Consider the following 12,892-nt stretch of genomic DNA (forward strand, 5'->3'; position numbering starts at 1 on the left):
TTAAACAAGATGCTCTTAATAGTTTTAAAGAGCCTCTCATTAAGAGGCTCACCTAGGATTAACGAACTTTCAGCGTTGCTAGGCCAACCAGTACTAATACCATCGAGATGATCCAAAAACGCACGATGACACGTGGTTCCGGCCAACCTTTCAGTTCATAGTGGTGGTGAATTGGTGCCATGCGGAAAATACGCTGGCCGCGCAATTTGTAAGAGCCAACTTGCAGTATCACTGACAAGGTCTCCATTACAAACACACCGCCCATGATAACCAATACCAACTCTTGGCGAACTAACACAGCGATCACCCCCAGAGCACCACCAAGCGCTAGCGAGCCAACATCGCCCATGAATACTTGTGCTGGGTAGGTGTTAAACCATAGAAAACCAAGTCCAGCACCTACGATAGCAGTACATACCACAACCAGCTCGGAGGTGTATGGGATGTATGGAATGTGTAAGTATGACGCAAAGTTAACGTTACCGGTCGCCCAAGCAATTACAGCAAAACCAGCCGCAACCATAACCGTTGGCATAATGGCCAAGCCGTCTAGGCCGTCTGTTAGGTTTACCGCGTTACTGGTTCCCACAATAACAAAGTAAGTTAGTACGATATACAGTAAACCAAGTTGTGGCATCACATCTTTAAAGAAAGGAACAACCAATTGAGTTGCTGCAGTATCGTGCCCGTGAGCATACAGAGCAAACGCCACGACTAACGCAATTGCTGATTGCCAGAAGTACTTCCAGCGAGCGATCAAACCATCGGTGTTCTTACGAACGACTTTACGGTAGTCATCAACAAAGCCAACCGCACCATAGCCTCCAAGAACTACCAGTACTGCCCAAACATAAGGATTCGAGAGATCAGCCCACATCAATACCGTAATAATGATCGCAGCAAGGATCATCACACCGCCCATGGTTGGCGTGCCACGTTTGCTGAAATGAGATTCAGGGCCGTCATTACGAACAACTTGGCCAATTTGTAGCATTTGCAGACGCTCAATTAAACGAGGTCCCATCCACAGTGACAGACATAACGCCGTCAAAATACTCGCGATTGCACGAAACGATAAGTATTCGAACAAACGGAAAAAAGAAAAGTGTGGCTGTAGTAGCTCTGCAAGCCAAATTATCATGAAAAGTTCTCCTTTAAAGCAGCGGCTATTTTACTCATTCCTGCACTATTCGCGCCTTTTACCAATAAGGTATGTGACACGCTTTCTGGCAAGCTTAGGTGCTGCTCTATGTGCGCGATCATCGCTTGATGCGTTGTAAAGTGGGTACCATTACAGACCTCACTAATCACCTTGGTATCATCACCGTAAGTAAGTACATGCTCAAAAGCGAATGGGGCAGCATATTCACCGACTTGACGGTGAAGTGCAAGGCTTTCATCGCCTAATTCAGCCATATTACCTAAAATTAACCAACGCTGACCTTTGAAGCTCGAGAGTAGCTTCGCTGCCGCCTTCATTGCTGGCACGCTGGCGTTGTAACTGTCATCTATGAGTTTGATATTCTGACTTAATTGTTGAACCTCAACTCGCCCTTTGACAGAGATCAGATTCGCTAAACCATTTTTCACCTCATCAAGCGAGGCTCCAAATTGGATGCTCAACGCTGCAGCAGCTAATGCATTCGCTACGTTATGTTGACCGATGATACCAAGCTCAACAAATATGGACCCTTGCGGTGTCTGCATATCAAAGCACGCTTCACCTTGCTCATTAATGCGAATATTCTTAGCAAAATAATCCGCCTTGCTGTCGCTTTCTGAAAATGTCAGCACGCTTTTATCTGCAAGCACGTCATTCCAAAAGTCACCACCGTTGCTCTCTAGATTAACAATAGCAGTATCATCAGCAGCAAGCCCCTGAAAGATTTCACCTTTCGCTTGTTTCACACCATTGATAGACCCAAAGCCTTCTAAGTGCGCTGCAGCTACGTTATTAACTAACGCCACCTGTGGTTTCACAAGCTGCGTGGTATAGGCAATTTCACCAATGTGGTTCGCGCCCAGTTCTATAACGGCATAGTCGTCATTTGCTTCACTGCGCAGCAATGTTAATGGCACTCCAATATCATTATTGAAGTTGCCTGCGGTAAACAACACCTTGCCACGTTGCTGCAGAATGCTTGCCACCATCTCTTTAACCGTCGTTTTACCACAACTGCCTGTAATCGCCATGGTTGGCACGTCACACTGTTTGTGGATCCAAGCACTTAGCTGACCTAAAGCAAGTTTAGTGTCTTCAACAACCACCTGAGTAATATTTAGGTCAAGTTTTCGTTCGACTAACAACGCGCTCGCATTAGCTTCTACCGCTTGATGACAAAAGTCATGCGCATCAAAACGCTCGCCAACAAGAGCAACAAACAGTGCACCCTCTTCAACGGTTCGAGTGTCAGTAGAAACCGCATTAATAACACTATTGCTCGACTTGCCAGCCCCAATCAGCTGACCGCTCACCGCTGAACAAATCTGCTCGAGTGATACATCAATCATTATGAAATACCTAAAAGTTGTAGCGCAGACTCTCGATCTGAGTAATGGATCGTTTCGTCTTTCAATACTTGGTAATCCTCATGGCCTTTACCAGCCAAAAGAATAATGTCATTACTGCCAGCCTGTTCTAGGGCAAACTTAACCGCTTGATAGCGGTCGTGCTCGACGAATGCAGATTCAGGTTCGCTTAAACCAGCTAGCATGTCTTTAACAATCAGTGCAGGCTCTTCGCTGCGAGGGTTGTCATCTGAAATAATAATTTTGTCGGCAAACTGCTCTGCTGTAACTGCCATCATTGGGCGCTTACCTGTGTCGCGATCGCCACCACAACCGAAGATAGCCCACAGCTTTCCAGAGCAGTGTACACGCAATGCTGCCAATGCTTTTTCTAGCGCATCGGGCGTATGCGCGTAATCGACAACGACTTTTGCTTTGCTCGGAACTTGAAACAGTTCCATACGACCAATAACAGGTTGAAGCTGAGACGCGGTGTCGACCAAGGTTTGCTTGTCGATGCCTAATGAAAGCAAAGTCGCGAAAGCAACCAGTACGTTTGATGCGTTGAACTGACCAATCAATGGAACCGAAAGATCACCTTGCCCCCAGCTACCATCGAAAGAGAGCTTAATCCCAGTTTCTGCATAGGCGACATCAGATGCCCACACCGACTGTTGGTAACCAGACAACGGAAGCAATGAAACAGCTATTGCATTGGACAAATTTGACATCCACGCTTTGCCGACTTCATCATCCACATTGATCACTGCATGTTTGCATTTGTGTTGAGTAAACAGGCTCTTCTTAGCCAATGCGTACTCTTCCATCGTGCCGTGGTAATCAAGGTGATCACGACTCAGGTTAGTGAACACACCAACCTCAAAATCCAACGCTTTTACTCGGCCTTGGACCAAACCATGAGAAGAGATTTCCATCGCGGTATAAACTGCACTTTCCTCAGCCAACTCGCTCAGTGTGCGTTGTATTTCAATCGCGCTGCCTGTGGTATTAGCCGCTGTTTTTAGGTTATCTAAGAAGCCATTACCCGTGGTGCCCATTACCGCCGAACGCTGGCCGACCAAATCAAGCCACTGAGCAATCAATTGGGTGATGGTGGTTTTGCCATTGGTGCCGGTCACACCAATCAACTTAGTCGCTTGAGAAGAATAAACTCGGCCAGCCAGTTCAGAGAGAATTGAATTTAGCTCAGATACATAAACAACAGGAACAGCATTTAACCACTCAACCAAGCCATGAGCTTTGTCATCACTCGCTTGTGCAACGACAGCTTTCGCACCTTGAGCGACGGCTTTGTCGATAAAGCGACGACCATCAATGGCATGTCCAACAATGGCAACAAAAATATCGCCTTCCTTGATTGCACGGCTATCCAACTCCAATTGCTCAACAGCAATCGCATCTAGCTCAAGTGAACTAAAGTCCCCCCAAGGAGAAAGTAAAGATGACAGCGTGAGGCTATTACTCATATTGAATCCTGATTGGCTCTATTCTTGAAACTTGTTTTCATCAGCAGGGACATTGAGTATTTGCAGTGCACCCTTCATGATTTCAGAAAAAACGGGGGCAGCAACTGAACCACCATAGTAAAGGTCACCTTGCGGCTCATTGACTACGACAACCAGAGCTACTCTTGGATCGCTGACTGGAGCAAAACCCGACGTTATAGCAATATACTCATCACTATAGCCACCCGCAGCGGCTTTACGAGATGTACCCGTTTTTGCCGCAACTCGATAACCCGGAACAGCGGCTCTGGTTGCAGTTCCGCCCTTTTGAGTCACGCCTTCTAACATTTGCAATACCATCTCTGCATTTTCACGTTTGATGATCTGCTTTGAGAAGTCTTGGTCGTTGCTTTTAATGATATGAATCGGTTCATACATGCCTTTGTTGGCTAACGTTGCGTAAGCATGAGCCAACTGAAGCGGGGTCACAGATAAGCCATAACCAAAGGATAGCGTCGCGATTTCGAACTTGGACCAACGGCGACGGTTAGGAAAAATACCACTCGTTTCACCCACGAGATTTAGCCCAGACATTTCGCCTAAACCAACCGAACTGTACATACCAAGTAACGCTTCAAGCGGCATATCAAGCGCTAATTTCGCAACGCCGATGTTACTTGATTTTTTAAGGATCAAGGCTAAATCAGCCTTGCCCACTTTAGAGGTATCACGTACTCGGCTACCTCCAATTTGCATGATGCCATTACCCGTATCAATAATAGATTTCGCATCAGCTGTACCATTTTCTAATGCGGCGAGCACCACAAAAGGTTTCACTGTTGAGCCGGGCTCCATAGCATCGGTCAGCACGCGGTTTCGCATTTTAAAGCTTTGTAAATCAGAGCGGTTGTTCGGGTTGTAAGACGGTGCATTGACCATGGCTAACACAGCGCCCGTTTTCACATCGAGTAATACTGCAGAGCCTGAGGTCGCTTTATGATCGGCCACCGCTTGCTTAATCGCTCGATAGGCTATCGCCTGCAATCGTTGATCGATGGTGAGTTCTAGTGGTTTGCCTTCTTCGCGTTCTTCTAACGCAATGTTTTCGACAACGCGTCCGTAGCGGTCTTTACGAATCGTTCGCTTGCCTGCTTCGCCCGTAAGCCATTTATCGTAACTGCGTTCAACCCCTTCCAGGCCGTGCCCATCAATTCCGGTCACACCGATAAGGTGTGCACTGACTTCACCAGCAGGGTAGTAACGTCGAGATTCCGCTTTTAGGCCCACACCCACCAGCTTAAGTTCACGGATATACTTAGCCATCGCAGGGCTAACTTGTCTTTGTAGATAAATAAATCGACGGGATTTATTGCTAGAGATCTTATCGATCATCGATTGTCGCTGTAGGCCAAGTACATCGGCTAACGCATACCAACGATCAATCTGGGCCATGCCATTTTTATCGAAAATCGTTTTTGGGTCGGCCCATACTGCTTCAACGGGAACACTCACAGCAAGCGGCTCGCCATTGCGGTCAGAGATAATACCGCGAGCAGAAGGAATAGCCTTAACACGCACCGAGCGAAGATCGCCCTGACGAATTAAGTTATCGGGTTCAATGATTTGGATGTAAGCCACACGGCCAACGAGTGCAGCAAAGGCTAGAAACACGAAAGCAATAACAACGTTGAAACGCCATTTAATAAGAATTGGATCCAAATCCTTTTCGCTCTTCACTCGCTCTTTCGTTGATTCATTAACGGTTTTTGCGGGTGTTTTTTCCTTTTTACCGGTCATTTCAGTGTGATCACAACTTCTTTGTCGGAGTCTGGACGTTTCATGTCTAGCTCTCTTTTTGCCGATGCTTGAACGCGGCTGTGTTCTGCTAGCGCCGTCTCTTCAAGCATTAAATTTCGCCACTCATCATCAAGTTGTTCCCGCTCCACCAATGCCATGTCTTTTTGCGTAATCGCCTGACGTGATACATGTGTCGTAAGAACGACCCCCATCGCACTCGCAAAGATGCAGATAAGAAGCCCCAATGGGACTTTGCCCACGGAGATCAAATCAAAAAAGATTATCTTGGCTAAGTTGGGTTTGGAGGTCTTCATTGACTATAGCTTTTCTGCGATTCGTAGTACTGAACTACGCGAACGAGTATTCTCATCCACTTCATCTTTAGAAGGCTTAATTGCTTTACCAATTGGTTTCAGATCGGCACTGCCTAGCGCTTTGATCTGCTCTTCAGTTAGTGGCAGGCCATGTGGTACTTGCGGTCCTTGGCTCTCTTTACGGATAAAGCGCTTCACCATACGGTCTTCAAGCGAGTGGAAACTGATAACAGAGATACGACCTTGAGGAGCTAGAATGCTTGCCGCGCCTTTCAGTGCTGTATCGATCTCTTCTAGTTCACTGTTAATGTAGATACGGAATGCTTGGAAAGCACGTGTTGCTGGGTGTTTTTTCTCTTTGAAGCTTTTTGGAGCGACATCAGAGATAAGCTTAGCCAACTGGCCAGTGCGCGTTAGCGGTTCGTTCTCTTCATTCTCTTGATAAGCAATGATGCCTTTCGCGATACGACGAGCGTGTTTGTCTTCACCGAACTCACGAATAACCCATGTGATGTCATCAAGATCCGCTTCAACTAACCACTGAGAAACAGGAATCCCCGTTGTTGGGTCCATACGCATATCAAGCGGGCCATCTTTCATAAAACTAAAGCCACGCTCAGCGTCATCTAGCTGTGGTGAAGAGACACCTAAATCCAGCAATACGCCATCCACTTGACCGACTAAGTCATAACGCTCTGCATATTCAGCCATACCTGAGAACGGGCCATGAATAATCGTAAAACGAGGGTCATCAATCTTTTGTGCTTCGGAAATTGCTTGTGGATCGCGGTCGATACTAAAGAGTCTTCCATTCTCGCCCAGTTTAGACAGGATTGTACGGCTGTGACCACCACGGCCAAAAGTACCATCGATATAGGTACCGTCAGGTTTGATCGCAAGTCCGTCAATAGATTCGTTAAGCAATACTGAAATATGTTTGAATGCTTCTGTCATAGTCTTCTCAGTGAATGGATTGAGCCATTAGTTCGGCAATAATATGTTCTATTAACGTTTTAGTTTACTGATTTCACGCCGTATCTCCACCATATTGTGTATAGCCTTTGGGAATTTTTGACCCAAGCTCATATCAAGATGATGGATTCTAAGGAAATCTAAATAATTAACGTCAATATAAAGCAAAAAACCCATCACTACCGTTAAGTAATGATGGGTTCTTTATATAGGTGGAGTTGACACATACGCCGGGTTCTGTTCCGCTTGCGCGGCGGTAACCATTCGTCTAGGCCTGCAATCGCTCACAGGCTCAAGCAATCTACCCGCCCCCATACGCGAGCAGCGCAATGCGAGGGCCTATTTGATCTTGCTCCGGGTGGAGTTTACCTTGCTACGAACTGTTGCCAGTCGCACGGTGCGCTCTTACCGCACCCTTTCAGCCTTACCTGTGCCTCTTCCGAAGAAATGAGGCCATCGGCGGTCTTCTCTCTGCTGCACTTGTCGTGGGCTCGCGCCCCCCAGACGTTATCTGGCACCCTGCTCTATGGAGCCCGGACGTTCCTCCCCTCTACCAGTCTCCCGAAGGACTTCAACGTCAGTTTCCCGAAGGACCTCAACGTCAGTCTCCCGAAGGACATCAGCAAAGCAGCGATTACCCGTTCAACTCCGAGGGCGGATTGTATAGAGATTAGTGTGCAGTGTCTAGCGAGATCACAAATATGCTGCAAACCATTAAGAAAGTGTACGAATTTCACACAATCCAAGCACAAAAAAAGGAGCGACGGTATTACCATCACTCCTCACAAGCTTTTCAATACAGGTTAGCTACTCTATTAAGAGGTATCTAGTTGTCTAGATGCTCTAGGCCCCACTTGTATAAAGCGTTCTTTTTCAGATTGTAGATCTCTGCCGTCATCGCCGCTGCTTTTTTAAGGGGCAGTTCTTTGGTTAGAATACCCAGCGTGCGAGTCGCTTCGTCTGGCAACTCTGTGCTCGCTTCTTCACGGTGACCGTGAATTAGCAATACCATCTCACCGCGTTTACGGTTTGCGTCTTCTTCAATCCACTCAATAAGTTCACCAAGTGGCAGACCTTGGATGGTTTCGAAGGTTTTGGTTAGCTCACGCGCCAACACAACCTCACGGTCAGGGCCTAAGATCTCAAGCATGTCTTGTAGAGAATCAGTAATACGGTGGGGAGATTCGTAGAAGATACACGTGCGTTCTGCTTTTGCGATCTCTAAGAACTTGTCTTTACGACCTTTGCTCTTTGGCGGTAAGAAACCTTCAAAGCTGAAACGATCAGACGGCAAACCAGACGCACTTAGTGCGGTAATCACAGCACAAGCACCAGGAAGTGGCACAACTCTCACACCCGCTTGACGACATTGTGAGACAAGATGGTAACCTGGATCACTGATTAAAGGAGTACCCGCATCAGAGACTAATGCGATAGACTGACCTTCTAATAACCTTTCGACTAGAACTTGTGCTTTAGTTTGTTCATTATGATCATGTAAAGCGAACGTTCTGGTTGATATATTGAAGTGAGCAAGCAGCTTACCCGTGTGGCGTGTGTCTTCGGCTGCAATAACATCGACACTTGATAAAATTTCAATTGCTCTTTGAGTGATATCTCCCAAATTTCCGATTGGGGTTGGCACAATATAGAGAGTTGGGCTCTCTGTGAGCAAGGTTTTGTTATCTGTCATTTGTTTACCATCACTTCAACGATTAATATAGATACAAATTTATACGGAATTTAAAGAACTCATGGCAACGATGAACCATAAGAGACTCAGTGTACCACGCTTACTCACTCCAATTGCATTAGCAATTACATTGGCGGCTTGTTCTTCAGGTCCTCAAGCACCAACGCGTGTTGATATTACACTAGATCCAGCGCAATCAACTGAAAGTTACATGATGCAGGCGGATAGTAGCAAAGGAAGTCTACAAAACGACTGGTTAATCATGGCGCTTAAGGCTTCTGTGCAAGCTGGAAAAACCGATCAAGCGACTCTGCTGATCAAACGCTTAGCCAAACAAGAGCTGAGTGAAGTTCAACAAGCAGAATGGCAACTAGCTCGCGCTCAACTGCTGGTGAATAACTCGCAACCACAGCAAGCGTACAGCCAACTGAACTTTCAACCTTGGTGGAAGCTTCCGAACGAGCAATGGAAAGATTATCACGAGCTACGCGCCAACATTTCTGAAATACAGAATGAGTATTTCGAAGCGAGCCGTGAATTAGTCCTTTATTCTGAATATCTGGACGCTAGCGACGAAAGCCAACAGCAAACGGCCGACCGTATTTGGCAGAACCTGAATAGCTACTCTCAATACGAGATTCTAGAACTGAAAACATCGCCGACAGAAGATGTGCTTTCAGGTTGGTTGCAACTGGCTATCTACATGAAGACGCTGAATTCGAACCTTCCAAACCTACAGGAAACCCTAGCTGATTGGTTAGCTGAGAACCCCCGTCACCCAGCAGCGCTTTATACACCTCAAGCGATCACCGACATCTTGGCACTAGAGATCAGCAAACCAACCAGCACTGCGCTGCTGCTGCCGCTAACAGGTAAGTACGGTAAGCAAGCACAACTTGTGCGTGATGGTTTCATCTTTGCGATGATGAATGACAAAGAGCGTGAAGAAGATGCAACGTTGACCGTAATGGATACCAACGTACAAAATGCCGCTGAAATTAAAGCGAAACTGGAAGAGAATAACGTTGATTTCATCGTTGGCCCTCTGATTAAGAGCAATATCACCAAGCTTCAACAAGCGCAGAAAAACCACGAAAACTCGATTCCAGCATTAGCTCTTAATATTCCAACTCAGCTAGAACCAGATACTAATATTTGTTATCTCGCTTTATCGCCAGAACAAGAAGTCGCTCAGGCTGCGAAACACCTTTTTGCACAAGGCTATAAGTACCCACTTATTCTTGCACCCAAAGGACGCTTAGGTGACCGCGTTAAGCAAGCATTTAACGAAGAGTGGCAGAAATACAGCAACAACGACGTTGCAATCAGCTTCTTCTCTGACAAACGCCAACTGCAGCGTAATGTGAATCAGATTTTTGGTTTACAAGAGAGCCAACAACGTATCGCCCAAATGGATGGGCTACTTAACCTAGACCTAGAAACAGAACCACGCAGTCGTCGTGATATCGATTCTGTCTATATTGTCGCTAAGAACTCAGAGCTAACACTCATCAAGCCCTTCATTGAAGTTGCAATTAACCCTGATGCTAGCCAACCTGCACTGTTTTCAAACTCACGCAGCAACAGCGGTGACAAGCAATATGAAGACCTAACGGGTGTCTTCTACAGCGATATCCCGCTATTAGTCGAGAACAAAAACGAGCTTAACAAAGCGCTTAATGACCTATGGCCTTCACACTCGAACAGCCAAAAGCGTCTACAAGCTCTAGGAATGGATGCATACTATCTAATGGATGCACTACCACAGATGAAAGCCGTACAAGATTACAGCATTACAGGTGAAACCGGCGTATTAACCATCGACAACAACTGTGTTGTTCAACGTGAAATCAGCTGGGCAGAGCATGGGGCTTTTTAGCCGTAAGTTCCTATCCAAGCCATCAATCACCCACAAACAAGTGGGTGATAAATACGAAGCCGTGGCAAAAAATTATTTAGTTCGCCACGGTTTATCGTTAATTGAAGAAAACTTCATAGCAAAATGTGGCGAGATTGATCTTATAATGCGCCATAACAAAACAGTTGTGTTTGCTGAGGTAAAATACCGCAAGCAAACACGCTACGGACATGCCGCTGAAATGGTGACAGCCAAAAAGTCACAAAAGCTACTCAAAACAGCCAATGTTTGGCTTATGCAGCAAGGCTTGTCGGTACACTCTACAGATTACAGGTTTGATATCATTGCCATCGAAGGGCCGAATGACACTATCGACTGGATTCAAAACGCGATTACCCAAGGATAAACATGCTAGACAGCATCAAAGAAAGTTTTACAGAAAGTATTCAAATCCAAATTGCGGCGGCAGAAGCTCTGCCAGACGCAATCACGCATGCCGCTCAAGCAATGGTTGCAACCCTGCTTAACGGAAACAAGATTCTTTGTTGTGGTAACGGTGGTTCGGCATCGAATGCTCAGCAATTTGTCTCTTGCCTACTTAATCGCTTTGAAACCGAGCGCCCTAGTCTTCCAGCAATGGCTCTCACTGCTGATAACACCACACTAACGGCTGTGGCAAACGACTACCACTATGAAGAGATCTTCTCTAAGCAGGTACGTGCGTTTGGTCAAACTGGTGATATTTTACTGGCTATATCTACTAGTGGTAACAGTAAAAATATCATCAAAGCAATGGAAGCTGCGGTAACACGTGATATGACAATCATCGCCTTTACTGGTAAAGATGGTGGTGAAATGGCTGGCCTGCTTGGTGAGCACGATGTAGAAATTCGTATTCCCTCACACCGTACAGCACGTATCCACGAAGTACACATGGTGACACTACACTGCTTATGTGACCTAATCGATCAAGTACTCTTCCCAGCTCACGAAGAGTGATATACGGAGCATCACGATGAAATCATTAACTTCTATGAAGCTGCTTAAGCTGATTAGTGTTTCGCTACTTACACTGTCGTTATCTGGTTGTGCTGGTCTTTTCATTGCTGGTGCAGCAACTACTGCAAATCTAGTCACCGATACACGAACCACCAAAGAGATTTGGAGCGACAACAATATCGAATTTGAAGTTGCAGCTATGACTAATAAACCGCCATTTCGCGGCAATGTCAGTATCACAGCAAGCTCTTACCGTGGTTCAGTAGTTCTGATGGGGCAAGCAACGACAGATGCTGAACGTCGTGCTTTTGAAAGCCAAGCTAAAGCAGTAACGGGGGTTGAAAGTATACACAACCAGATCCGAGTGAAAGAGCCACTGTCTGTTAGTGCTATCAGCAAAGACAGTTGGATTACCACTAAAGTGAAGTCTGCCCTACTTGCCAAGTCTGAGCTTAACGGTATCAAAGTCAAAGTCATTACTGAAGATTCAGAAGTATTTCTGCTTGGATTAGTTTCTCGAGAACACGCTGATATCGCGACACAAGTTGCGCGTAATATCTCTGGTGTGAAGCAGGTGATTCGAGCGTTTGAATATGGTGAAGATGACAATTCGGTAAACTAACACCCTCTGAATTTACTTAGCCAACTTAGCTGCTTATTAGCTGGTTGGTTGGCTGGTAAAGCCTAACGAAATGAATCAGATTAATAAAAGTCAGTTAGCACAAAAAGAAAAAGCAGCGATAAATCGCTGCTTTTTTTGTATTTGGAGTTATTTAAAAAATAACGCTATTTGATAACACGAAGGCTTGGGCGACCTTTCGCTGGACGAGATGGCTCAGGTTCTGAGTCAGACTCTTCAGCATCTACGTCTGCTGTTGCAACACTCAAAGATGGGCCTTTTTCTGGTTCTTCAAAAGGACTTTCTTCAATTCCTTCTTCAAACGCTTCCATGTAAGCCTCTTCAGGTTCAAACATGGTACCAGCACCATTCTCACGAGCATAAATTGCTTGTACTGCGTATAGCGGAACGATCACAGAGTGTGGACGACCACTAAAGCGAGCACTAAACGTCACAGCTTCGTTACCCAGTTCAAGTTGTCCAACCGCACGAGGCGCGATGTTCAGAATGATCTGACCATCTTGAACAAACTCGTCTGGAACTCTCACACCCGGCAATGTTGCTTCAACAACCAAGTGTGGAGTCAGTTCGTTATCAACCAGCCATTCATAAAATGCACGAAGCATGTATGGTCGGCGTGGAGTCATATTTGAAATATCCATAAAC

Annotated in this window: 12 protein-coding genes and 1 other RNA gene; 4 read left to right on the forward strand and 9 right to left on the reverse strand. The window is 46.0% G+C overall.

The window, feature by feature from the left end; genetic code table 11:
• Window positions 1-58: 58 nt before the first annotated feature.
• From mraY to rsmI, 8 genes are all read right to left on the reverse strand, one after another.
• Entirely contained in the window at window positions 59-1,141 is a 1,083-nt protein-coding gene (gene mraY, locus ACED60_RS06915) for a phospho-N-acetylmuramoyl-pentapeptide-transferase (protein ID WP_135384537.1), read from the reverse strand.
• Window positions 1,138-2,511, reverse strand: coding sequence for a UDP-N-acetylmuramoyl-tripeptide--D-alanyl-D-alanine ligase (gene murF, locus ACED60_RS06920; RefSeq protein ID WP_371727195.1), 1,374 nt, complete (start codon window positions 2,509-2,511; stop codon window positions 1,138-1,140). The genes mraY and murF overlap by 4 nt, the downstream gene beginning before the upstream one ends.
• Window positions 2,511-3,995 carry a UDP-N-acetylmuramoyl-L-alanyl-D-glutamate--2,6-diaminopimelate ligase gene (gene murE, locus ACED60_RS06925; protein ID WP_371727196.1) on the reverse strand — a complete coding sequence of 495 codons (1,485 nt, stop codon included), beginning with the start codon at window positions 3,993-3,995 and terminating at the stop codon, window positions 2,511-2,513. Before murE ends, murF begins: the two co-directional genes overlap by 1 nt.
• 18 nt (window positions 3,996-4,013) lie before the next feature.
• Window positions 4,014-5,771: a penicillin-binding transpeptidase domain-containing protein gene (locus tag ACED60_RS06930; protein WP_012603208.1), complete on the reverse strand. Its 1,758-nt coding sequence runs from the start codon at window positions 5,769-5,771 to the stop codon at window positions 4,014-4,016.
• Window positions 5,768-6,085 (reverse strand): cell division protein FtsL, encoded by a 318-nt coding sequence (gene ftsL, locus ACED60_RS06935; RefSeq protein ID WP_009848950.1) that lies wholly within the window; start codon window positions 6,083-6,085, stop codon window positions 5,768-5,770. Before ftsL ends, ACED60_RS06930 begins: the two co-directional genes overlap by 4 nt.
• A gap of 3 nt (window positions 6,086-6,088) precedes the next feature.
• Complete coding sequence (gene rsmH, locus ACED60_RS06940) at window positions 6,089-7,039, reverse strand: 16S rRNA (cytosine(1402)-N(4))-methyltransferase RsmH (protein WP_135382839.1); 951 nt, start codon at window positions 7,037-7,039, stop codon at window positions 6,089-6,091.
• A gap of 228 nt (window positions 7,040-7,267) precedes the next feature.
• An RNA gene (gene rnpB, locus ACED60_RS06945) (RNase P RNA component class A) lies at window positions 7,268-7,707 on the reverse strand.
• Between the two features lie 176 nt (window positions 7,708-7,883).
• Window positions 7,884-8,750, reverse strand: coding sequence for a 16S rRNA (cytidine(1402)-2'-O)-methyltransferase (gene rsmI / locus ACED60_RS06950; protein ID WP_009848948.1), 867 nt, complete (start codon window positions 8,748-8,750; stop codon window positions 7,884-7,886).
• A gap of 61 nt (window positions 8,751-8,811) precedes the next feature.
• Between rsmI and ACED60_RS06955 the strand changes: the two genes are divergently transcribed.
• The 4 genes from ACED60_RS06955 to ACED60_RS06970 are packed head-to-tail and all read left to right on the forward strand — an operon-like array spanning window position 8,812 to window position 12,229.
• Entirely contained in the window at window positions 8,812-10,629 is a 1,818-nt protein-coding gene (locus ACED60_RS06955; protein WP_135382838.1) for a penicillin-binding protein activator, read from the forward strand.
• Complete coding sequence (locus ACED60_RS06960) at window positions 10,616-11,014, forward strand: YraN family protein (RefSeq protein ID WP_135382847.1); 399 nt, start codon at window positions 10,616-10,618, stop codon at window positions 11,012-11,014. Before ACED60_RS06955 ends, ACED60_RS06960 begins: the two co-directional genes overlap by 14 nt.
• Before the next feature lie 2 nt (window positions 11,015-11,016).
• Window positions 11,017-11,607, forward strand: a complete 591-nt coding sequence (locus ACED60_RS06965) for a phosphoheptose isomerase (protein ID WP_004729817.1) — start codon at window positions 11,017-11,019, stop codon at window positions 11,605-11,607.
• A gap of 16 nt (window positions 11,608-11,623) precedes the next feature.
• Window positions 11,624-12,229, forward strand: a complete 606-nt coding sequence (locus tag ACED60_RS06970; RefSeq protein WP_371727197.1) for a BON domain-containing protein — start codon at window positions 11,624-11,626, stop codon at window positions 12,227-12,229.
• 164 nt (window positions 12,230-12,393) lie between these two features.
• Here the strand turns inward: ACED60_RS06970 and sspB are convergent, their stop codons facing one another.
• Window positions 12,394-12,888: a ClpXP protease specificity-enhancing factor gene (sspB, locus tag ACED60_RS06975; RefSeq protein WP_012603204.1), complete on the reverse strand. Its 495-nt coding sequence runs from the start codon at window positions 12,886-12,888 to the stop codon at window positions 12,394-12,396.
• Window positions 12,889-12,892: the final 4 nt, after the last annotated feature.

The sequence above is a fragment of the Vibrio sp. 1F279 genome, assembly GCF_041439815.1.
Lineage (GTDB): Bacteria > Pseudomonadota > Gammaproteobacteria > Enterobacterales > Vibrionaceae > Vibrio > Vibrio tasmaniensis_A.

What these genes read in the sequence shown, in the direction of transcription:
- mraY (WP_135384537.1), bottom strand. Translation starts at nt 1,141, where the DNA reads ATGATAATTTGGCTTGCAGAGCTACTACAGCCACACTTTTCTTTTTTC.
- murF (WP_371727195.1), bottom strand. Translation starts at nt 2,511, where the DNA reads ATGATTGATGTATCACTCGAGCAGATTTGTTCAGCGGTGAGCGGTCAG.
- murE (WP_371727196.1), bottom strand. Translation starts at nt 3,995, where the DNA reads ATGAGTAATAGCCTCACGCTGTCATCTTTACTTTCTCCTTGGGGGGAC.
- ACED60_RS06930 (WP_012603208.1), bottom strand. Translation starts at nt 5,771, where the DNA reads ATGACCGGTAAAAAGGAAAAAACACCCGCAAAAACCGTTAATGAATCA.
- ftsL (WP_009848950.1), bottom strand. Translation starts at nt 6,085, where the DNA reads ATGAAGACCTCCAAACCCAACTTAGCCAAGATAATCTTTTTTGATTTG.
- rsmH (WP_135382839.1), bottom strand. Translation starts at nt 7,039, where the DNA reads ATGACAGAAGCATTCAAACATATTTCAGTATTGCTTAACGAATCTATT.
- rsmI (WP_009848948.1), bottom strand. Translation starts at nt 8,750, where the DNA reads ATGACAGATAACAAAACCTTGCTCACAGAGAGCCCAACTCTCTATATT.
- ACED60_RS06955 (WP_135382838.1), top strand. Translation starts at nt 8,812, where the DNA reads ATGGCAACGATGAACCATAAGAGACTCAGTGTACCACGCTTACTCACT.
- ACED60_RS06960 (WP_135382847.1), top strand. Translation starts at nt 10,616, where the DNA reads ATGGGGCTTTTTAGCCGTAAGTTCCTATCCAAGCCATCAATCACCCAC.
- ACED60_RS06965 (WP_004729817.1), top strand. Translation starts at nt 11,017, where the DNA reads ATGCTAGACAGCATCAAAGAAAGTTTTACAGAAAGTATTCAAATCCAA.
- ACED60_RS06970 (WP_371727197.1), top strand. Translation starts at nt 11,624, where the DNA reads ATGAAATCATTAACTTCTATGAAGCTGCTTAAGCTGATTAGTGTTTCG.
- sspB (WP_012603204.1), bottom strand. Translation starts at nt 12,888, where the DNA reads ATGGATATTTCAAATATGACTCCACGCCGACCATACATGCTTCGTGCA.